At 41.6% G+C, this 21,037-nt stretch carries 18 protein-coding genes; 13 read left to right on the plus strand and 5 right to left on the minus strand.

The annotated features are described in order from the left end of the window. Positions 1-10: 10 nt before the first annotated feature. From recN to barA, 5 genes are all read right to left on the minus strand, one after another. Positions 11-1,669: a DNA repair protein RecN gene (gene recN, locus H5181_RS03700; RefSeq protein ID WP_059746436.1), complete on the minus strand. Its 1,659-nt coding sequence runs from the start codon at positions 1,667-1,669 to the stop codon at positions 11-13. 128 nt (positions 1,670-1,797) lie between these two features. Next, the gene (locus H5181_RS03705) at positions 1,798-2,766 is read right to left on the minus strand and encodes an AEC family transporter (protein WP_059746435.1); all 969 of its coding nucleotides are present in this window, start codon (positions 2,764-2,766) and stop codon (positions 1,798-1,800) included. 88 nt (positions 2,767-2,854) lie between these two features. Then, positions 2,855-3,055, minus strand: coding sequence for a DUF3319 domain-containing protein (locus H5181_RS03710; protein WP_011636519.1), 201 nt, complete (start codon positions 3,053-3,055; stop codon positions 2,855-2,857). 84 nt (positions 3,056-3,139) lie between these two features. Then, the gene (locus tag H5181_RS03715; protein ID WP_059746434.1) at positions 3,140-3,736 is read right to left on the minus strand and encodes a YjaG family protein; all 597 of its coding nucleotides are present in this window, start codon (positions 3,734-3,736) and stop codon (positions 3,140-3,142) included. Beyond that, positions 3,726-6,584: a two-component sensor histidine kinase BarA gene (gene barA, locus H5181_RS03720; RefSeq protein WP_182750254.1), complete on the minus strand. Its 2,859-nt coding sequence runs from the start codon at positions 6,582-6,584 to the stop codon at positions 3,726-3,728. Before barA ends, H5181_RS03715 begins: the two co-directional genes overlap by 11 nt. 102 nt (positions 6,585-6,686) lie before the next feature. Here barA and rlmD point away from each other — a divergent pair, with 102 nt between their 5' ends. The 13 genes from rlmD (at position 6,687) to rpoS (ending at position 20,960) form a co-directional block, all read left to right on the plus strand. Then, positions 6,687-8,054: a 23S rRNA (uracil(1939)-C(5))-methyltransferase RlmD gene (gene rlmD / locus H5181_RS03725; RefSeq protein ID WP_182750255.1), complete on the plus strand. Its 1,368-nt coding sequence runs from the start codon at positions 6,687-6,689 to the stop codon at positions 8,052-8,054. 184 nt (positions 8,055-8,238) lie between these two features. Further along, the gene (gene relA, locus H5181_RS03730) at positions 8,239-10,446 is read left to right on the plus strand and encodes a GTP diphosphokinase (protein WP_182750256.1); all 2,208 of its coding nucleotides are present in this window, start codon (positions 8,239-8,241) and stop codon (positions 10,444-10,446) included. 90 nt (positions 10,447-10,536) lie between these two features. Further along, positions 10,537-11,358 (plus strand): nucleoside triphosphate pyrophosphohydrolase, encoded by an 822-nt coding sequence (gene mazG, locus H5181_RS03735; RefSeq protein WP_182750257.1) that lies wholly within the window; start codon positions 10,537-10,539, stop codon positions 11,356-11,358. A gap of 114 nt (positions 11,359-11,472) precedes the next feature. After that, positions 11,473-13,110: a CTP synthase gene (locus H5181_RS03740; RefSeq protein ID WP_102036125.1), complete on the plus strand. Its 1,638-nt coding sequence runs from the start codon at positions 11,473-11,475 to the stop codon at positions 13,108-13,110. Between the two features lie 274 nt (positions 13,111-13,384). Beyond that, positions 13,385-14,686: a phosphopyruvate hydratase gene (eno, locus tag H5181_RS03745; protein ID WP_101085635.1), complete on the plus strand. Its 1,302-nt coding sequence runs from the start codon at positions 13,385-13,387 to the stop codon at positions 14,684-14,686. 100 nt (positions 14,687-14,786) lie between these two features. After that, entirely contained in the window at positions 14,787-15,089 is a 303-nt protein-coding gene (gene ftsB / locus H5181_RS03750) for a cell division protein FtsB (protein ID WP_102036124.1), read from the plus strand. 62 nt (positions 15,090-15,151) lie between these two features. Beyond that, positions 15,152-15,850, plus strand: coding sequence for a 2-C-methyl-D-erythritol 4-phosphate cytidylyltransferase (ispD, locus tag H5181_RS03755; protein ID WP_102036130.1), 699 nt, complete (start codon positions 15,152-15,154; stop codon positions 15,848-15,850). Between the two features lie 61 nt (positions 15,851-15,911). After that, complete coding sequence (gene ispF, locus H5181_RS03760; protein WP_011636529.1) at positions 15,912-16,391, plus strand: 2-C-methyl-D-erythritol 2,4-cyclodiphosphate synthase; 480 nt, start codon at positions 15,912-15,914, stop codon at positions 16,389-16,391. A gap of 27 nt (positions 16,392-16,418) precedes the next feature. Continuing rightward, a complete protein-coding gene (gene truD / locus H5181_RS03765) occupies positions 16,419-17,492 on the plus strand; it encodes a tRNA pseudouridine(13) synthase TruD (RefSeq protein WP_011636530.1) in 1,074 nt (357 codons plus the stop codon). A 3-nt stretch (positions 17,493-17,495) separates the two neighbouring features. Continuing rightward, positions 17,496-18,245 (plus strand): 5'/3'-nucleotidase SurE, encoded by a 750-nt coding sequence (surE, locus tag H5181_RS03770; protein ID WP_011636531.1) that lies wholly within the window; start codon positions 17,496-17,498, stop codon positions 18,243-18,245. Next, positions 18,242-18,877: a protein-L-isoaspartate(D-aspartate) O-methyltransferase gene (locus H5181_RS03775; protein WP_011636532.1), complete on the plus strand. Its 636-nt coding sequence runs from the start codon at positions 18,242-18,244 to the stop codon at positions 18,875-18,877. The genes surE and H5181_RS03775 overlap by 4 nt, the downstream gene beginning before the upstream one ends. A 100-nt stretch (positions 18,878-18,977) precedes the next feature. Next, positions 18,978-19,910, plus strand: coding sequence for a peptidoglycan DD-metalloendopeptidase family protein (locus tag H5181_RS03780; protein ID WP_404948486.1), 933 nt, complete (start codon positions 18,978-18,980; stop codon positions 19,908-19,910). Positions 19,911-19,988: 78 nt separating this feature from the next. After that, positions 19,989-20,960: an RNA polymerase sigma factor RpoS gene (rpoS, locus tag H5181_RS03785; protein WP_011636534.1), complete on the plus strand. Its 972-nt coding sequence runs from the start codon at positions 19,989-19,991 to the stop codon at positions 20,958-20,960. Positions 20,961-21,037 lie beyond the last annotated feature (77 nt).

Below are 21,037 nucleotides of genomic sequence, written 5' to 3' on the forward strand. Positions count from 1 at the left end.
TGCATAACGATTATTGCAACAGCTCACGGGCATTAGCCAAGGTATTTTCGGTAATGACATCACCACCTAATAAGCGTGCAAGTTCATTCACCCGTTGATCTTTATCTAAGGTCTGCATGGTCGTTTCGGTGTTGCCACCTTTATTAAATTTATTCACAAACATATGTTGATGGCCATTACCTGCAACTTGCGGCAAATGGGTGACACATAACACTTGAGTCGACTCACCAAGGCTACGTAACATACGACCGACGACAGATGCTGTTGGTCCAGAAATACCCACATCAACTTCATCGAATATGAGTGTTGGAGTGGCGACTTTTTTAGCTGTGATCACTTGAATCCCTAATCCAATCCGCGATAACTCACCGCCAGAGGCGACTTTAGAGATAGGTTGCAAAGGTTGTCCAGGGTTAGTGGTAACCATAAATTCAATGCTATCGCAGCCATTAACTGAAATGTTGTCCGGATTATGACTAATCTGAATGGTAAATTTACCCTTAGGCATATTGAGCTCATGGATAGACTGAGTGACTAGCTTGTCTAATTCTTTGGCATAACGACTACGACTTTGACTCAGTTTTTGTGCATTGGTTAAATAGGCATTTCTGGTGGCTTCAAGTTGTTGTCTTATACCATCTAATTTAGTTTCATCGTCAGCAAGTTCGGTTAATTCATTCATCAATGCTTGATGATGTAGCGCCAACTTATCTGCACTCACATGATGCTTACGCGCCAATTGCATTGCCGTTGAAAGGCGTTTTTCTAAATAGGCAAAATGTTCTGGGTCAAGTTCTAAACTGCTTAAATAACTTTCAATTTCGCTAGCGCTTTCTTGTACTTGAATTAACGCATCGCTAATCATAGTACCAATAGGTGCAAGGGATTCATCATAACCTTGAAGCGTATCAGCAATACTGGCCACTTTATTAAGCAGAGATTCTATATTGCCTTCATCACTTTCGGTCAATAAGTGTAACCCTGCTTGGCAACGTTCAATTAAATCGGTGCCATTGGCTAAGCGTTTGTGTTCTTGTTCTATTTCATCAAATTCTTCCAAGCCTAAGTTAAACTCATTAAGCTCTTCTACTTGATATTGCAGTAGCTGTTGACGTGAAATGCGTTCGTGCTGAGCTTGCTCAAGATGCTTTAGCTCGTTTTCCACTTGTTTGCAGCGTTGATAGCTAGCGCTAACGCTATCAAGCAGTATTTTGTGGTTAGCATAGTGGTCGAGTAGGTTTAATTGATGCTCGCTTTTAAGCATTGCGTGATGTGCATGTTGACCGTGAACACCAATCAATAGTTGACCGATGGCTTTTAATTGCGTCACAGGCACAGGATTACCATTTATGTAGGCTCTTGAGCGTCCATCACTGTTAATGGTTCGACGCAATATACACTCATCTTCAGCATCAAGATCGCTATCTTCAAGCCAGCGTTTGGCTAAAGGAACATCATGAAGGGTAAATCGTGCACTTACTTCAGTTTTGTTGGCTCCAGGCCTGACAGTGTTGGCATCACTTCGATTACCAAGACATAATCCAAGCGCATCGATAGCAATCGATTTACCTGCACCTGTTTCGCCGGTGATGCTTGTCATACCGGCTTTAAAGTCGAGTTCTAAAAAGCGCACTATAGCAAAGTTGTTGATGCTGAGTTGGCAAAGCATAATGAATTCCTGTCAATGAAACTACCAAACCACTGTATTGATAAACAGTATATACTGATTTTATATACAGTAAAGTGGTTGAGCAATAATTATCGTTGACTATTTTATCATCTAGGTTTGATTGATCATTAAGCAATGGATTTTAAGAGTGTTTCTATTATTGGCAAACTGATAAAAGTGATTAATGTGCCATATAAAATGCCTTGGGCGCTGACGTTGGCGTTAATTTGGTAGCGGTCGGCCAATAGATACACACTTGCTGCCGTTGGTAACGCTGCTAAAATAACTCCCATGGTCAGTAATTCCTTTTCTACGCCGAACAGTTTGAGTAAACCAAAGGCGATTAATGGTTGAATAATTAACTTGAGTAAATTGATTAAATTCAGTTCCGCAATCAAGCCAATACTGAACATCTTTGTGTCAGATTGATGTCGTAAGGCTTTGGCAAGTACCATTCCTATGGCAAACAGTGCACATGGGCTAGAGGTATTTCCCACCTGGTGTAACATTAAGGCCAGACTATCCGGTAAGGTAATATGCAGTGCTGATAAACCAATGCCAATAACACTGCCAACCACGATGGGGTTTTTATACAGGGCATTAGCCATGATGACGATGGCATGGTCGGTTGATTGTTTATCACGGCTGGCTAGCTCAATTGATACTAAAGCAAAAGCAAACATGAACACCGACAACAAGCTGGCAATCGCTGCAGCGACTAATGCCATTTTATGACCTGGGAATAATAAACTCAGCAATGGAATACCAATAAATGCGGTATTACCAAAGGTAGCGTTTAATGCGCGCATTGCAGCAACGGCCTGCTTCTTAGGTGTGCTAAGTAGTGATACAACAATCACTAAGGCGTAAGTAATGACCATCGCTAGGCTAAACCCACCAATAAAGCCCCATTGAATAATGTCTTCAATGCGCGTTTCAGCAAGCACAATCAGTAATATTGCGGGGAAAGCAATGTAATAGACAAACTGATTGAGGATCAAATCGGTGTCTGCTGGCAACAGTCGCATTTTTTGAACAATACTGCCGAGCAGCATAATAATAAATACAGCGATTAGCGGGGTAAGAATACTGGACATCCCTCGCAATTCCTTAGCAAAATGATAATAAGATCACTTTACTGCTTTTCGATAGGCAGATGCAATTAGGCTAAAGGTAAACGAGTGATTATTTGTCAGATTTTAAGGCTAAATTCGCCTTTGATATTTTCGGAGGGGGTAATATTCCCAGTTCAGAAAAAAAATGCACTTGCCTTCTTAATTCAAATAACGAACCTACTCGTACTTGATTACCAATTACTAGTGTCCAGTCATCAGTTTTACCATTGGCGTTACTGAAAGTGAAACCTTGATAAAAAATTCTTCTCATTGCACGAGACTCAATAAAAAGCCTGAATAATTTCAGGCTAAATGATGTTGATTGACATTAATCGATTTGTTCTACAAGTTCGAACTACAGGCTAATACCAATATTAGACACACCAGCTTCGATAATATCTTTACGCAAACCTTTAACCAGTTCGCTGGTTATGTCTGGATTGGCTTCGATAATGTCGAGTAACATGCCTTGTAATTCTTTTTCTTGTTCCATTACTGGATGCGAAAAAACAAACTCATCGAGTTCTTCATCCATTAATGATTCATCACTAATAGCTTCAATATAATTGGCGACAGTGCTTGATGATAACTTACTGATGTTAGTGATATCTTCTTCAATTTTTCCATCTATCGCACCCATTAAGGTGGCGATGGCAACAGCCGCATCCATGGCAGGATAAGCACCATAGGCTTCAAAATCGCTAGGATCAGGGGTGTTTTCATCGAGGCGCTGTAAATGCACATCAATATTGAACTTAAGCTTTTTGTCATATTGGCTTTGCCATAATAACTCTAGTGCAGTACTTAATACCTGCGGTTGGCCAAATTCACATACTTCAGAAAATAATTGATAGTTTGGGAGCATTCTTTGACACAGTGCGAGTGCAAAAAGCTGCTTCTGAGGTAACGACAATGCCTTTAGGCGTTTAAAAAAACCGGTTTTACTGGTCATGGGGAACATCCACTGATAGCTGGTTTATCACTTGATTTGCAGCTGATTCTACCTTAGTTAACTCATCAAGTAACTCTAGTATTTCAGGTTCTAGGTCATCGATGTCAATTTTATGCTTTAATGCTGACTCAATATCCCGGCAGAGCTTTTGTGTGGTCGGTACGCCGCAATAACATGTTGCGCCATGCAGTTTATGCACTGCCTGCAATAGTGTCTCTGCATCTCTGGCTATTAATGCCTTATCGATAGTTGCGGTTGTTTCAGGTAATGAATTAACTAACATCTTTAACATGTCTAAGGCTAAATCGGTTTTCTGGTTTGCTTGGGTTAAGCATAAATCCCAATTGAGAACATGAGTATCAAAATGGGTAAATTGGGGTTTAATTATCCAGCGGCTAATGACGCCTTTTAGTGATAATTCATCAATCGGTTTAGGCAAGAAACCATCCATACCGCTAGCCAAAATATTCTCACGCTCTTCGGCTATAGCATGTGCCGTTACTGCAATAATCGGCGTATTACGGTTGAGTGATTCTGAACGTATTTGCTGGGTTGCGGTTATGCCGTCGGTTCCTGGCATTTGAATATCCATGAAGATTAGGTCAAATGGTTGTTTTTTAGCTTGTTGAATCGCATCCGCGCCATTGTTAACTGTCACCACATTGTCGACTAATTCTTTGAGCAAAGTATCAATTAACTTTAGATTGGCCATGTTGTCGTCAACGGCCAATACTGATGCATTGAGGCGTTGTGTTACATCGAGATTTATCTGCTCAGGTAAACTGACAAAAGTAGAAGGTACTGGCGGATATATTAAATGATGCGCTAGGGTAAAATCGCTCACCGGGGTGCTGAGTAATACATCTGCGTTGACTTTTAACACATTGATTATCATGTCTTGATCTAGACAGTCATGTAATAAAATCAGGCAGTCAGTATGTTGTTTGGCTTGCTGTAATAAATGAATAAAAGACGCATTGTCGGCAAAACCATGGCAGCTCATGATGATGTAATCAAATTTGCTGTTTTTAGTTTGTAACACGGAGGTGAGATTTTCTGGATTGGCCACATTAGTGATAATTAATTGCCACGACACCAAGCGGCGATTTAATGTATCGCGGGTTAATTCCCGTGGTTCATACAATAAGACTGATTTATGTTGCAACGCATCAACTGGCAACACTTCGCCAATTTCAAATTGACTGATCCCAAGTGGCAGAATAAACCAGAAATTTGAGCCTTTATTAGGTGCAGAGGTGAAGCCTATCTGGCCACCCATTTGGTTGATTAAGCGTTTAGTAATCACTAAGCCCAATCCTGTGCCACCAAAGCGGCGTGAAATGGATGAGTCGGCTTGACCAAATGCTTGGAATAAATATTCTTGCTGACTCTCATCAATACCAATACCGGTGTCAATAACTTCGCAGCGCAGGGTAATGTTATCTTCGTCCTGACCCACTAAGTGTATTTTGAGTATGACACTGCCTTTGTCGGTAAATTTGATAGCGTTACCGACTAAGTTAGTAATAATCTGGCTGACTCTCATCGCGTCGCCACTGACACTTTCTGGCACATTAGCATCAATGTCGATAACCAGTTCTAGTCCTTTCTCTTGTGCACTACCGGCAATAATAGTCAGGGTTTCAGTTAGCGTTTCTCGCAGTGCAAAAGGCATTTTTTCTAATATCATTTTACCGGCTTCCAGTTTAGAGAAGTCGAGAATATCGTTAATAATACCCAGTAGGTTACTGGCACTACGTTCAATGGTTTTTATGTAGTCGAGCTGGCTAGTATGCAGTGGTGTTTTTAATAACTGTCGTGCAAATCCGATGACACCATTGAGTGGCGTTCGTAACTCGTGCGACATGTTGGCTAAGAACTCTGATTTAATCCGACTCGCTTCAAGCGCGCGTTTTTTGGCAATATCGAGCTCAACGTTTTGAATTTCAATCTGCTCGAGGGTTTCACGTAAATCAGAGGTCGCTTGATCAATATTTTGCTGCATTTCATCGTGGTATTCAGACAATGAGCCAGCCATTGCGTTGATCCCTCGTTTAAGCAGATCCAGTTCACCAATCAAGTTGCCTTCTAGGCGAGTATCGAGTTTACCTTCACGAATTTTGGCTACCACTCGCACCATTTCAGTAATGGGGTAGTTCACGTGCTTGACTAAGCGGAAGGTAAAAAATAGGTTAAATTGCACCCCGATTAATACGATAATAAACGCCGCTATAGCTGCTCGATGTTGTTCGAGTAGGGCGTTTTCTTTATTTAGTAATACTGATATATAGCCTAAAATTCGCTCTTGTTGATTATTGTAAATAGGCGTAACGACGCCATTGGCAGAAGTATTATTATTGATATCACCGTTACTTTGGCGATTTATACTGGCAACATGTTTTGGTTCTAACCCTGTATGGGATATTATTGGCACACGAATGACCAAGGTATCGCCAATTGTTTCATGTTCTGTGCCGATTAAGTTTGCCAACGTTTGTTTGTAACGCATCGTTTCAAAATCTTTGTGGTAGTGCGAAGTGACAAAGAGTTGGTTTTCGGCATCAAAAACAGCAATAGATAGGATCAGGGATGCATTGTTTATTTGCGAGGCGGCGAGTAAAAGTTTAGTTGATTCACGATCTTGAGTGATAATGCCAAATTCGCTGGCAATGGCTAATGGCTCAACAATGTTGCTGCCTTTTTCAATTAAGGTTTGTTCCAATTCATAAAAGCGGTTTATCGTGAAATAACTTCCAAGTAGAATACCCACTACAATCGTGGGCGCTAACGCAAGTACCAGAACCCAAGAGCGTAGGCTGTATTTGGTCATATTGTTGGCACTTTTCATGGCTGTTAGGTATATCCCTGTTACTAAATCGCTGTTATTCCGTCTAGACTGCCAGATATGGCGCACTCTTGACTAGTTTTTTATTCAATACCTGAGGCCGAAATGGCACAATTTTTCCAAGCAAAACCGAACAAATCTAAGCAATTATCAGCAAAGTTAAGCCTCAGTGTCACTCAACTTGACCATTTAGGTGCAGGTATAGCGCAACATCAAGGCAAAATAGTGTTTATTCCGGGAGTGTTACCGGGAGAGACCGCTACGGTGCAATTTGTCGAACAAAAGAAAAGCTACGCTAAAGCCAAGCTCATCTCTATTGAGTCTGCATCGGCTAATCGAATCAAACCTCATTGTCCACATTACCAACAATGTGGCGGTTGTGATTTGCAGCACATGGACACTAATGCGCAACGCGATCATAAACAAACTGCTTTGGTTGATCTCATCAGCAAGCTGTCGAGTGCTAAAGCTATTGATGCTGATATTGTCGCTGACCCTATAGTGGGTGAGGCGTGGCATTATAGACGACGCGCAAGATTGGCCACATTATTTGATAAAAATACTCAGCGGTTACAACTTGGGTTTCGCGCAGGAAATAGCAATAAAATTGTTTCTATTCAACAGTGCCCTGTGTTATCTGAGTCATTGTCCGCTTTAATTACCCCATTAGCGGCTAATTTAAATCAACTTAAAGCTAAGGCTAGTTTAGGGCATGTTGAACTAACCCAAGCTGATAACGGTAATTTTGCGGTATTAAGAGTGACTAAAGTGTTGCCAGCATCTGATATTCGTTGGTTAACGGGGTTTGCCGAAAAGCACCAACTTAACTTGTTATTGCAAGATGATGCTGGTCAATTAACCCAATTGTTTCCCTTGCTGCCAGCTGGTGATGAAGTTGTCTCGTTACCTTATTATCATCTTGCACAGGAGGCTGTTCGTTGTTCATTCACTCCTGGTAATTTTGTCCAAGTTAACGGTGCTATTAATCAGGCCATGGTCGATCAAGCCATCGAATGGTTAGACCCTCAATCTGGTGAGCGTATTTTAGATCTATTCTGTGGTGTGGGTAATTTCAGTTTACCGTTGGCATTAAAGGCTGCAGAAGTCATTGGTGTTGAAGGTGTGCCTGAGATGGTGCAACAAGCCAAGCAAAACGCTGTCGACAACCAATTGGATAATGCGACTTTCTATCATGCGGATTTAAGTGCTGATCTTTCGACGCAAACATGGTTAGGCAAAATTGATAAACTGTTGCTGGACCCTGCTCGAGCCGGTGCTTTTGAAAGTTTACAATGGTTACAGAAAATGCAACCTAAAAAAGTGGTGTATGTTTCATGTAATCCGGCAAGTTTAGCGCGTGACAGTAGTGTATTATTAGCCAGTGGATATCGAATTGCCCAAGTGGGATTAGTCGATATGTTTCCACAGACACATCATATTGAAGCCATGGTGTTATTTGAATTAAATATTTAAACAACGATTTTTTAGCCGCTTACGATAGGTATGCTAAAAAATTGGCCAACTGAACGCTATTGAATTGACAAAAGAATATAGCGCTTCAAGATAGGTTGTTCAGTTGGTGTTAACACCATTTATGCACACTATGCCATGTGCATATGGTTGGATGTCAGTCGGTCATGCGGCTAAGGAAGGGTTCATGGTATCTGTTCGCGAAGCACATTTTAATACGCAAGCATTCCAATTAGATGAGTGGGTCGCTCGTTATCTCGACGACAAAGATGATGCTCAGAAGTTATTGGTATTGATCCAGCAAGTTGAGGCCCTACCGGTTAAAAACAAACTGGCTCATACTGAACTGCTTGCGCGCGCTCGCGAAATGATCGAAATCTTAGCGCCGCTGAATATGGACATCGAAACGCTACAAGCCGCAGTATTATTTTTGCTATTCGATGCGGGTGTTCTCAACGAAGAGCAAATTCTAGAGCAATACGGTGAAAACCTTGCAAGGTTAGTTGCCAGTGTTGTGACCATGAATGCCATTGGCGCATTAAAAGTCAGTCAAAACTCGCGCGATGTCGAACCGCAAATAGATAACATCCGAAAAATGTTATTAGCCATGGTTGAAGATGTTCGCGCCGTAGTGATCAAATTAGCCGAACGTGTATGCTTACTGCGTGCGGTCAAAAACGCCGATGAAGAAACTCGGGTGTTATTAGCACGTGAAATTGCTGATATTTATGCGCCACTCGCTAACCGTTTGGGCATTGGTCAATTAAAGTGGGAACTTGAAGATATTTCTTTTCGCTACTTGCATCCAACCGTTTATAAAGACATTGCTAAACAGCTTGATGGTAAGCGTGTCGACCGAGAAGTGTTTATCGACAAGTTTGTCACCCAGTTACAGCAACGTTTAGATAGCGATGATATTCGCGCCAAAGTGTACGGTCGCCCAAAACACATTTACAGTATTTGGCGAAAAATGAAGGGCAAAGATCTCAAGTTTGATGAGCTTTTTGACGTTCGTGCAGTGCGTATTGTCACCGAAAGATTACAAGATTGCTATGGCGCGTTAGGGGTTGTACATGACCTTTGGCACCATATTCCGCGTGAGTTTGACGATTACGTAGCAAATCCAAAACCGAACGGCTATCAATCTATTCATACAGTAGTCGTAGGTCCTGAAGGCAAAACAGTAGAAATTCAAATTCGTACTGAGGCGATGCATCAAGATTCTGAGCTTGGCGTTGCCGCGCACTGGAAATACAAAGAAGGTGCCAGTAATACCAAACAAACGGGTTACGAAGAAAAAATTAACTGGTTGCGTAAAATTTTACAGTGGCAAGAAGATGTCGCTGAAAGTGGTAATTTGGTTGACGAAGTCCGTAGCCAAGTATTTGAAGACCGAGTCTATGTATTTACCCCAAGTGGTGAAGTTGTTGACTTACCTTTAGGCTCAACTGTACTCGACTTTGCTTATTATATTCACTCTCAAGTGGGTCATAAATGTATTGGTGCAAAAGTCGACGGCCGCATTGTGCCATTCACGTACCAAGTTGAAACGGGTGAGCGCATTGAGATTATCACTTCAAAAACGCCTAACCCAAAACGTGACTGGCTCAATCTTAATTTAGGCTATATCAAGTCGTCTCGTTCGCGTTCAAAAATTCAACATTGGTTTAAGCAACAAGACCGCGATAAAAATATTGCCGCGGGTAAAGAGATGCTTGAGTCTGAATTAGCCCGAGTGGGTCTTAAAGTTAAAGATGCTGCAGTGGCGGTAGAGCGCTTTAATTTAAACACTATGGATGACATGCTAGCGGCTATCGGTGGGGGGGATTTACGTTTAAATCAAGTGGTTAATTTTACCGATACCAAAATTCGCAAAGTAGAAGACACTGACGAAAACTTACTTGAAGACATTATAAAGAAAGCGTCACATAAACCTAAAAAGTCGAGTAAAGGCCAAGTCGAAGTTAATGGCGTTGGTAATTTAATGAGCCACATTGCACGTTGTTGCCAACCCGTTCCCGGCGATGAAATATTTGGTTATATTACTATGGGGCGGGGGATTTCTGTGCACCGTAGTGATTGCGAACAAGTGAAAGAATTAATGCGTGCTCACCCAGAACGCAGTGTCGATGTGATTTGGGGTGAGAACTATTCTGGTGGTTATCGTATTCGCGTTAGAGTACTTGCCCATGATCGCAGTGGCTTATTACGAGATTTAACCACAGTGCTAGCGGCAGAGAAATCCAATGTGATGGCGATGAGTTCATCTTCTGATGTTAAAAGCCAAACTGCCACCGTAGAGCTTGAACTTGAATTGTATAATTTAGATGGTTTATCACGGATTCTCGGTAAACTGTCGCTCGTTGATGGTGTGATTGAGTCGCGTCGATTATAACGTAATTAACATCATGGACTTATCGAGAAGGCATCTACTTGTTAGGTGCTTTTTTATTAGATTTTATCTTTACAATAGAGGACCGTTTCTGTGGCAGATATTCAATCGTTACTGACCATCATGCAGCAATTGCGCAACCCCGAGTCTGGTTGTCCTTGGGATCAAGCGCAAGATTTTGCCAGTATTGTGCCCTTTACCTTAGAAGAAGCTTATGAGGTTGTTGATACTATTGAGCGACAAGCATGGGAAGAGTTACCTGATGAACTGGGCGACTTATTGTTTCAGATAGTGTTTTATTGCCAATTAGGGCAAGAGCAAGGTAAGTTCGATTTTTCGACGGTAGTAGCGCGAATTAGCGATAAGCTTATTCGCCGTCATCCACATGTATTTGCTCAACCAGAAAACAACGTTGTTGGTGCCATTACCAATATTCACGATTTAAGCCAAGCGTGGGATTCGTTAAAAGCCAATGAACGTCAGCAAAAACAACTGCACTCAGCGTTAGATGATATCCCTCAAGCATTACCAGCGTTATCTAGAGCACGAAAAATTCAACATCGAGTGGCTAAAGTTGGCTTTGATTGGGCCGAGCTTGAGCCTGTTGTTGCCAAAATACATGAAGAAATCGATGAAGTACTGGTAGAAGTTAATCTACGACATCAAGACCCTGATTTTTATCAGCCGAGAATTGTTGATGAAATGGGCGATTTATTGTTTGCTGTAGTGAACCTTGCTCGTCATTTAAACGTTGATCCTGAACAAGCACTACGTCAAGCCAATCATAAATTTGAACGTAGATTTAGAGGGGTTGAGCAATGTGTAGACAATAGTGGAAAACCGATACAACAGCATAGCCTGGAAGAATTAGACCACTACTGGAATGTAGTAAAACAACACGAAAACATAAATTAAGCTAAAATTAGCGCGTTTAAGTTTGTCGAAACGAGGTGGCTTTGCTATAATATCGCCCCGTCCTAGTGCTTTCTTACAAGCACGTTTTTTCCAACACATTTTCTCAGGTTCAGCATGACTACAAGGTATATCTTCGTTACTGGTGGCGTTGTTTCATCACTAGGTAAAGGCATTGCAGCAGCTTCGCTCGCGGCAATTTTAGAGGCGCGTGGCCTCAATGTAACCATTATGAAACTTGACCCCTATATTAACGTCGATCCGGGTACCATGAGCCCAACTCAGCACGGTGAAGTTTTCGTGACTGAAGATGGTGCAGAAACCGATCTCGATTTAGGTCATTACGAACGTTTCATTCGAACCAAAATGAATCGTCGCAATAACTTTACTACTGGCCGTATTTACGAAGAAGTCATTAGTAAAGAACGTCGTGGTGATTATTTAGGCGCAACCATTCAGGTTATTCCACACATTACTAACGCGATCAAAGAAAAAGTGTTAGCTGGTGGTGAAGGCCATGATGTGGCGATTGTCGAAATCGGTGGCACGGTAGGTGACATTGAATCATTGCCGTTTCTTGAATCTATTCGTCAATTAGGTTCTGAGCTAGGACGCGAACGTACACTATTTATGCATTTAACCTTAGTGCCATTCTTAGGCGCTGCTGGTGAAATTAAAACCAAACCGACTCAACACTCTGTTAAAGAGTTGCGTTCAATTGGTATTGCGCCGGATGTATTGGTTTGTCGTGGCGACCGTGCAATTCCTGCCAATGAAAAAGCTAAAATTTCACTATTCTGTAACGTAGAAGAACGTGCGGTTATTTCATTAAAAGACGTTGATAGCATCTACAAAATCCCTGCGTTATTACGCTCACAAGGATTAGATGATTTAGTCATTAAACGTTTTAATTTAACGTGTAACGAAGCTGATTTGTCTGAGTGGGAAAACGTTATTTACCAAGAAGCCAATCCAAATGGTGAAGTCACTATTGGTATGGTCGGTAAGTACATTGAACTTCCTGATGCATACAAGTCGGTGAATGAAGCATTAAAGCATGCAGGCTTAAAAAACCGTGTGACAGTGAACATTAAGTACATTGATTCACAAACAGTTGAAGCTAAAGGCGAAGAAGTGTTGCAAGGTCTAGATGGTATTTTAGTACCTGGCGGCTTTGGCGAACGTGGCGTAGAAGGTAAGATTTTTGCTGCTAAATTTGCTCGTGAAAACAATCTTCCGTACTTTGGTATCTGTTTAGGTATGCAGGTAGCATTAATTGAATTTGCTCGTCATGTAGCAGGTTTAGAAGGTGCGCACTCAACTGAGTTTAATCCACAGACACCTTATCCAGTAGTGGGTTTAATTACTGAGTGGATTAATGAAGAAGGGGATGTTGAGACGCGTCATGAGTCTTCAGATTTAGGTGGCACTATGCGTTTAGGCGCTCAGCTATGTCATTTAAAAGAAGGCACAAAAGCGGCAATAGCCTATGATTCTGCTACTTGTGTTGAACGTCATCGTCACCGTTACGAAGTGAATAACAACTACATTGAACGCCTAGAGAAGGCCGGCTTAGTGTTTAGTGGTTTGTCATCTGATCGTAAACTGATCGAGATGATTGAATTACCAAATCACCCATGGTTTGTTGCGAGTCAATTCCACCCGGAATTCACCTCAACCCCACGCGACGGTCATGCATTGTTTGAAGGGTTTATAGCCGCTTCTTATGCGTATCAAAAACGCGATATCGATTAATGAACCAGCCGCTAATGTATCCATTAGCGGCTTTTTTATTCAAGATACTTGCGTTAGATCATATAATCGCACTGATGACGTGTAACAGCAGTGAAAACTAAGTTGATGCAAAGTCTAATTCGATTTATCCTAAGCACTAATCGATTTAAAATTACTAAACTGAAAGTTATATACCAATAAATCTGCTTTTTTAAGTCTGTTATGTATTTTTATTGGTATTAACTTTTTATTTCTTTTAATTTTTTAATTTACTTACACAAAGTACGAGGGAATTATGGCTAACATCATTAAAGTGATTGGTCGCGAGATTATGGATTCGCGCGGTAACCCAACAGTAGAAGCTGAAGTGCATTTAGAAGGCGGTTTTATTGGTATGGCTGCGGCACCATCTGGCGCATCAACCGGTAGTCGTGAAGCATTAGAGCTGCGTGATGGCGACAAAGCACGTTACTTAGGTAAAGGTGTTCTTAAAGCGGTTGCTGCTGTTAATGGCCCAATTGCTGAAGCACTTAAAGGCAAAGATGCATTGGCTCAAGCTGAACTTGACCAAATCATGATTGACTTAGATGGTACCGAAAACAAAGCAAAGTTTGGCGCTAACGCCATTCTTGCTGTTTCTCTAGCTGTTGCAAAAGCTGCCGCTGCTGCTAAACACGTCCCTTTATATGCTCACATTGCTGATCTAAACGGTACACCAGGTGTTTACTCTATGCCTCTTCCAATGATGAATATCATCAATGGTGGCGAGCACGCCGATAACAGCGTTGATATTCAAGAGTTTATGATCCAACCTGTTGGCGCTAAAACTTTCCGTGAAGGCCTACGTATGGGCGCGGAAGTATTCCACAGCCTTGCTAAAGTACTTAAAGCTGACGGTCACTCAACTGCGGTTGGTGATGAAGGTGGTTTTGCTCCAAACCTAGCATCTAACGAAGCTGCACTTGCTGCAATCAAAGTTGCTGTTGCCAACGCAGGTTACGAGCTAGGTAAAGATATCACGTTAGCGATGGATTGTGCTGCTTCTGAATTTTACGACAAAGAAGCCAACATCTACGATCTTAAAGGTGAAGGCAAGAAGTTTACTTCTGAAGAATTTAACTTCTTCTTACAAGGTCTTACTGAACGCTACCCAATCGTTTCTATCGAAGATGGTCTGGACGAGTCTGACTGGGATGGTTTTGCTCACCAAACTAAACTAATGGGCGATAAAATCCAATTAGTGGGTGACGATCTATTCGTAACAAACACTAAAATTCTTAAGCGTGGTATCGACAACGGCATCGCTAACTCTATTTTGATTAAATTCAACCAAATCGGTACCTTAACCGAAACTTTGGCTGCAATTAAAATGGCCAAAGATGCAGGCTTTACTGTTGTTATTTCTCACCGTAGTGGCGAGACAGAAGATTCAACGATTGCTGATTTAGCTGTTGGTACAGCGGCAGGTCAAATCAAAACCGGTTCACTAAGCCGTAGTGACCGTGTTGCTAAGTACAACCAATTGCTACGTATAGAAGAAGCACTAGGTTCAAAAGCACCATATAACGGTCTTAAAGAAGTTAAAGGCCAAGGATAATATTTTTGCTTTAGCTTAAAAAGGCCACCACTCGGTGGCCTTTTTTGTTGTACTATAACGGACATATTTTCTAAGGATTACTTCGACATAAGTTAATATTATGAAGCAACTAATATTTTTACTGATTTGTTTATTGTCACTTTTACAGTACCGGCTTTGGTTGGGCGATAACAATTTGTCAGAATATGTCTTATTGCAAACCCAAATAGCAGGCCAAGAACAAAGTAACGGCAAGCTTGTCGCTCGAAATCAAATTCTTAAAGAAGAGATTATCGATTTAAAACGTGGCACTGAAGCCATTGAAGAGCGTGCCCGTAACGAGTTAGGTATGGTTAAAGAAGGTGAAACTTTTTATCGGGTCGTTGGCAGTGAACTACGTGAACGGAACCAATTTAATCGTTAACATTGAGTTGCACAGCAGGTTTAACCCTTAATCATATTACTTTAAATATTGGTGCTGCATATATGTCAAACAATCCTCGATCCATTATTGCAATTGTGCCTGCTGCAGGTGTTGGCAGCCGCATGGGAGCAGATAAACCTAAGCAATATTTAATGCTTGGCCAACAAAGCATTCTTGGCCATACATTAGATACGTTATTAGCTCATCCTGATATAGATCAGGTCATTGTTGCATTGCATCCACAAGACAACTATTTCAACCAGTTACCACAATCACAACATCCTAAATTAACCCAAGTTGTTGGTGGTGGAGAGCGTGCTGATTCTGTTTTAGCAGCATTAGATTATGCGCACAACTATAATCCAGGGGCGTGGGCTCTCGTTCATGATGCCGCAAGACCTTGTGTAACTCACCAAGATATCACCCAATTGATTAAGTCTGTCGCCATTCATCCACAAGGTGCCATTCTTGCTGCGCCCGTTCGTGACACCATGAAGCGCAGTGACGCCAGTGGGCTTATTGTTCATACCGTTGACCGCTCGTTGCTATGGCATGCATTAACGCCGCAATTTTTCCCAGTCTCGATTTTACGTACTCATTTATCGGCTGCATTAGCAGCGCAGGTACCTATTACCGATGAAGCCAGTGCCATGGAATGGGCTGGGGTTATGCCGGGGTTGGTTAATGGCCGAATGGATAATATCAAAGTGACTCATCCAGATGATTTACAATTGGCTGCTCTGTTTATGTCACAACAATAGTTAACTGAAATAGCCGCACTCGTTAATATCAGCTCTAAGCAAGTTAAGATAAGGTTTTTAAATGAATATTCGTATCGGTCATGGTTTTGATGTACATAAATTTGGCGGTGATAGCCCACTGGTTTTAGGTGGTGTTACTGTTCCTTATGACAGTGGACTGATTGCCCATTCTGACGGCGATGTGGTACTGCATGCCATTAGTGATGCGATATTAGGAGCGATGGCGTTAGGTGATATAGGTAAACACTTTCCTGATACTGATGCTAATTTTGCCGGTGCCGATAGTCGAGTGCTATTAAAACACTGTTATCAACTTGCACTGCAAAAGCAGTTTGTTTTAGGCAATCTTGATGTCACTATTATTGCTCAAGCACCTAAGATGGCGCCACACATTGAAGCAATACGTCAGTGCTTAAGTGCTGACTTACAAACAGATATCGATAATATTAATGTTAAAGCGACAACAACCGAAAATCTCGGTTTTACTGGACGTAAAGAAGGCATTGCTGTTGAAGCTGTTGTGTTGATGAAGAGCCAATAACCTAAAAAATAAAGAGAGTTCTGTCACATGAAAGAATTACATTACCTATTTGGTAAACCAATAAGCCAAGCTGATTTACGTACCTATAACAGCGACTTTATAGTTAAAGAAATTTTGCCTTTTACTCCAACAGGGGAAGGCGAGCATCATATGCTTCATGTGCGTAAAAATGGCATGAATACCGTTTATGTTGCCGAGATATTAGCTAAATTTGCGAAAGTGCATCCAAAAGAAGTGACTTTTGCAGGTCAGAAAGACAAAAATGCCATCACTGAACAATGGTTCGGGATACGCATTCCTGGTAAAGAAACGCCAGAGTGGACGCAGCTGAATGATGATAAATTAACCATTCTGTCGAGCAGTCGTCACAGTAAAAAATTGCGTATAGGCGCCTTGCTAGGAAATCGATTTGTTCTGACATTACGCAATATCAATGATACGGCCGATGTCGAGTCTCGTTTACAGCAGATAGCAAAACTCGGAGTCCCTAATTACTTTGGTGAGCAGCGTTTTGGCCACGATGGTAAAAACCTGATCTTAGGCAGACAAATGCTAAGTGGTGGTCGTAACATAAAAGATCGCCATAAACGCAGCATGTATTTATCAGCTGTGCGTTCTAATGTGTTCAATCAGGTGGTGTCATTTCGATTAGCTAATCATCAGGCAGATACCGTCGCGGGTGATTGCGTGATGCTAGCGGGTAGTAAAAGCTATTTTACCGCCGAAGTATGGGATGAGGTACTTAACAACCGCTTAGCTGAAAAAGATATCCAACTTTCCGCTCCACTTTGGGGAAGGGGAACGCCATTAGCACAAGGTGAGGCATTAGCTTTAGAATTAACGCCATTAGCTGAATTATCGGCTGATTTACAGGGACTCGAAGAAGCAGGTTTATCACAAGAGAGACGGCCATTATTACTTGAACCTCAAGGAATGAAATGGCAGTTTGATGCTGATACGCTCACTGTTGAATTTGTATTACCTGCAGGGAGTTATGCCACCTCGGTGTTACGCGAACTTGCTGATTATCAAGATGTCCAAGAGTCACAACGAAAAGTCATGGTTGCCGAGCAACAAGCACAAAAAAATGAAGAGTGTTAATTAATGATTAATATTTTAGTCAGTAATGATGATGGCGTGAGAGCCCCCGGTATTATTGCATTAACCCACGCATTGAGTGAGTTTGCGCAAGTATTAACCGTCGCACCGGATCGTAATTGCTCTGGTGCGAGCAATTCATTAACCTTGACTAATCCATTAAGAATTAATAACTTAGAAAATGGTTATATTTCTGTTAACGGTACTCCGACAGATTGTGTCCATCTCGCTATTAGGCAATTGTGTCAAACCGAACCCGATATCGTTGTTTCTGGTATCAATGCTGGGGCGAATATGGGGGATGACACCTTATATTCAGGCACTGTTGCAGCGGCAATGGAAGGACGATTTTTAGGTTTACCTGCCATAGCAGTGTCACTGGTTGGAAAATCATTAATTCATTACGATACAGCAGCCATCTTTGCTGCCAAAATTGTAAAAGGGTTGCTGGAACATCCCATTAGCCGTGACCAAATTTTGAATGTTAATGTTCCTGATTTACCTTTAGCACAAATTAAAGGGATTAAAGTCACCCGTTTAGGTGCCCGACATAAAGCTGAAGGTATGATAAAAACCCAAGATCCAGCGGGTAAAGATATATACTGGCTTGGTCCTGTTGGCAGTGAGCAAGATGCCGGAGAAGGGACTGACTTTGGTGCGGTTGCCGCGGGATATGTATCCATAACGCCACTCACTGTAGACTTAACGGCATACAATCAACTTGATGGATTAGCCGATTGGATAATAAAAATATGACACGCGTAGCTTCTACATCAGCAATGAATTTAGCCAAAAAATTGGCCGAAGCAGGGATCCGACATCCTGCGGTATTGCATGCTGTAGCAACAACACCACGTGAATTGTTCCTTGATGGTGCATTAGCTCATAAAGCGTATGAAAATACTGCATTACCTATCGGACAGGGACAGACAATTTCGCAGCCTTATATTGTGGCTCGAATGACTGAACTGCTGCTGCAGCACAATCCTCAAAAAGTGTTAGAGATTGGCACTGGCTCAGGTTACCAAGCAGCTGTTTTAGCATCGCTAATTCCTGAGCTTTTCACAATTGAGCGTATAAAAGCATTACAAATACAAGCTCGTCAAAGATTAAAACGTCTAGATTTACACAATGTCGCATTCAAATATGGTGATGGTTGGCAAGGGTGGTCAAACCGTGGACCATTTGATGGAATAATGGTGACAGCTGCAGCTGCAACAGTACCTCAAGCATTGCTTGAACAATTGTCCGAGCATGGCGTATTGATTATTCCGGTAGGAGAAGACACCCAGCAATTACTCAAAATTACCCGTATCGGACAGACATTCCAATCTGAGATTATAGAGGCTGTTAAATTTGTACCTCTTATTAATGGAGATTTGGCTTAGTTAACACGATAGAAATGAATTTTATCAATTATTGATGTTTTCGTTTGGAGTAAGCTTCTTTAGCTTAACAATCACGTATTTTCCCCGTTAAGGATTTTGTTTGATGAATACCGGTTGGCCAAACTTTGTGGTCTTAGCAATCATGCTCACTGGATGCAGCTTTCAAGCTGATCGTCCCGCACCGGTAGATAGCTTATCGTCAAAAAATCATGGTCCTCGATATCATAAAGGCTCGTTAAAAAACGATAAATATAAAGTAAAGAAAGGCGATACACTTTATTCAATAGCTTGGGGAGCTGGGCGTAATTTTGTCGAAGTTGCTCGTTTGAATCGTTTATCGGCTCCTTATACTATTTATCCTGGGCAAACGCTTAATTTAGCGGCTACAAATAATAGTCAATCGGCACCAGCTCGAACATCCCAACCTTATGTTAATTCAGTGCAAACCCAAGCTGTCACTAAGCCCTATATATCGAGCTCAGATAGTTCTAAATTAAAAACAATCAAACCAGCAGCTACACCAAACCCAAGCCCAGTAGTCGTTTCGGCCAGAACGAAAAAAGATCTTGATCACAAAGTGAAGCCTGCGTATTCTGTAACAACTACCCAACAAACAATTAACCAAAGTGCGAGTAGTTCTGTTGTTAATTTGCCACAGCAAGTTCAGCAATGGCTCTGGCCAGTTAGAGGTCGAATAGTTGGATATTTTTCGGCATCAGAACAAGGCAATCAAGGTATAAAGATTGCTGGTAATCGCGGCGATATTATTAAAGCCGCAGCAGATGGGAGAGTCGTGTATGCCGGCAATGCACTGCGCGGGTATGGCAACTTAGTTATTATCAAGCACAATGATGATTTTTTAAGTGCTTATGCGCATGCCGACACGATATTGGTTAAAGAAAAGCAATATGTGAGTGCAGGACAAACAGTTGCAAAAATGGGCAGTACCGGGGCACACCAAGTTATGCTTCACTTTGAAGTACGATTTCATGGTAAGTCTGTCAACCCATTACGATATCTACCTAAACAGTAATTGTTTAGCAACATAATTAACGGAGGATAAGCAAGTGAAGTAGATTAAATACCACAAATTAGGTTTGGGAGAGCAATTATGAGCCGCAAAAATAATACTGCTTCAGCAGAATGTCTTGTCGATCTAGCTAAACAACCACCAGAAGTTGCAACCGATAAACGCGATTTGGTGCAACAACTTGATATTGAAGAAAAAGTCCAAGATGACTTACAGAAAAATTTAGACGCTACTCAATTATATTTAGGTGAAATAGGTTTTTCTCCGCTACTGACAGCAGAGGAAGAAGTGTTTTTTTCACGTAAATCCCTCAAAGGATGCGAAAAGTCTCGCAACCGCATGATAGAAAGCAATCTCCGTCTTGTTGTTAAAATTTCCAGAAGATATAACAATCGTGGCTTAGCGCTGCTCGATCTTATCGAAGAAGGCAATTTAGGCTTGATTCGAGCGGTTGAAAAGTTTGATCCTGAGCGTGGTTTCCGTTTTTCCACTTATGCGACTTGGTGGATTAGACAAACCATTGAACGGGCAATAATGAACCAGACTCGTACTATTCGTTTACCGATTCATATTGTAAAAGAATTAAATGTGTACTTGCGGACAGCAAGACAGCTTGCCCAAAAGCTTGATCACGAACCTACAGCAGAAGAGATTGCCGAAAAATTAGATGTGTCTACCGGTGATGTCAGTCGTATGTTGAAGTTAAATGAAAGAATCACTTCGGTAGACTCGCCTCTCAGCGGCGATAATGAGAAGGCATTATTAGATGTTATTGCTGATGATGATTCCGTTGGCCCTGATTATCGGGTACAAAATGAAGATTTATCTAATTCGATAGTAGGCTGGTTAAATGAATTGAATACCAAACAGCGTGAAGTATTAGCGCGGCGTTTTGGTTTGCTCGGATATGAGCCTTCAACATTAGAAAATGTCGGTGCCGAAATTGGTCTAACACGTGAGCGTGTTCGTCAAATTCAAGTCGAAGCACTTAAACGTTTAAAAGACTTACTAGGGTCGCAAGGACTGTCAGTTGAAGCATTATTCAGAGACTAATGGATAGTGGAAGTATATTGTGAATATTAAGCGGTAGACTATCATCAACACACAAATGATATGTCATCGTTAATGTC

The organism is Shewanella sp. SG44-2 (assembly GCF_014164215.1).
Lineage (GTDB): Bacteria > Pseudomonadota > Gammaproteobacteria > Enterobacterales > Shewanellaceae > Shewanella > Shewanella frigidimarina.

Bases quoted from the DNA above. Each gene is read 5' to 3' on its own strand.
- H5181_RS03740 (WP_102036125.1), top strand. From the start codon at position 11,473: ATGACTACAAGGTATATCTTCGTTACTGGTGGCGTTGTTTCATCACTA.
- surE (WP_011636531.1), top strand. From the start codon at position 17,496: ATGATTAATATTTTAGTCAGTAATGATGATGGCGTGAGAGCCCCCGGT.
- truD (WP_011636530.1), top strand. From the start codon at position 16,419: ATGAAAGAATTACATTACCTATTTGGTAAACCAATAAGCCAAGCTGAT.
- eno (WP_101085635.1), top strand. From the start codon at position 13,385: ATGGCTAACATCATTAAAGTGATTGGTCGCGAGATTATGGATTCGCGC.
- ftsB (WP_102036124.1), top strand. From the start codon at position 14,787: ATGAAGCAACTAATATTTTTACTGATTTGTTTATTGTCACTTTTACAG.
- H5181_RS03705 (WP_059746435.1), bottom strand. From the start codon at position 2,766: ATGTCCAGTATTCTTACCCCGCTAATCGCTGTATTTATTATTATGCTG.
- barA (WP_182750254.1), bottom strand. From the start codon at position 6,584: ATGAAAAGTGCCAACAATATGACCAAATACAGCCTACGCTCTTGGGTT.
- rlmD (WP_182750255.1), top strand. From the start codon at position 6,687: ATGGCACAATTTTTCCAAGCAAAACCGAACAAATCTAAGCAATTATCA.
- H5181_RS03715 (WP_059746434.1), bottom strand. From the start codon at position 3,736: ATGACCAGTAAAACCGGTTTTTTTAAACGCCTAAAGGCATTGTCGTTA.
- H5181_RS03710 (WP_011636519.1), bottom strand. From the start codon at position 3,055: ATGAGAAGAATTTTTTATCAAGGTTTCACTTTCAGTAACGCCAATGGT.
- relA (WP_182750256.1), top strand. From the start codon at position 8,239: ATGGTATCTGTTCGCGAAGCACATTTTAATACGCAAGCATTCCAATTA.
- ispF (WP_011636529.1), top strand. From the start codon at position 15,912: ATGAATATTCGTATCGGTCATGGTTTTGATGTACATAAATTTGGCGGT.
- H5181_RS03775 (WP_011636532.1), top strand. From the start codon at position 18,242: ATGACACGCGTAGCTTCTACATCAGCAATGAATTTAGCCAAAAAATTG.
- recN (WP_059746436.1), bottom strand. From the start codon at position 1,669: ATGCTTTGCCAACTCAGCATCAACAACTTTGCTATAGTGCGCTTTTTA.
- rpoS (WP_011636534.1), top strand. From the start codon at position 19,989: ATGAGCCGCAAAAATAATACTGCTTCAGCAGAATGTCTTGTCGATCTA.
- ispD (WP_102036130.1), top strand. From the start codon at position 15,152: ATGTCAAACAATCCTCGATCCATTATTGCAATTGTGCCTGCTGCAGGT.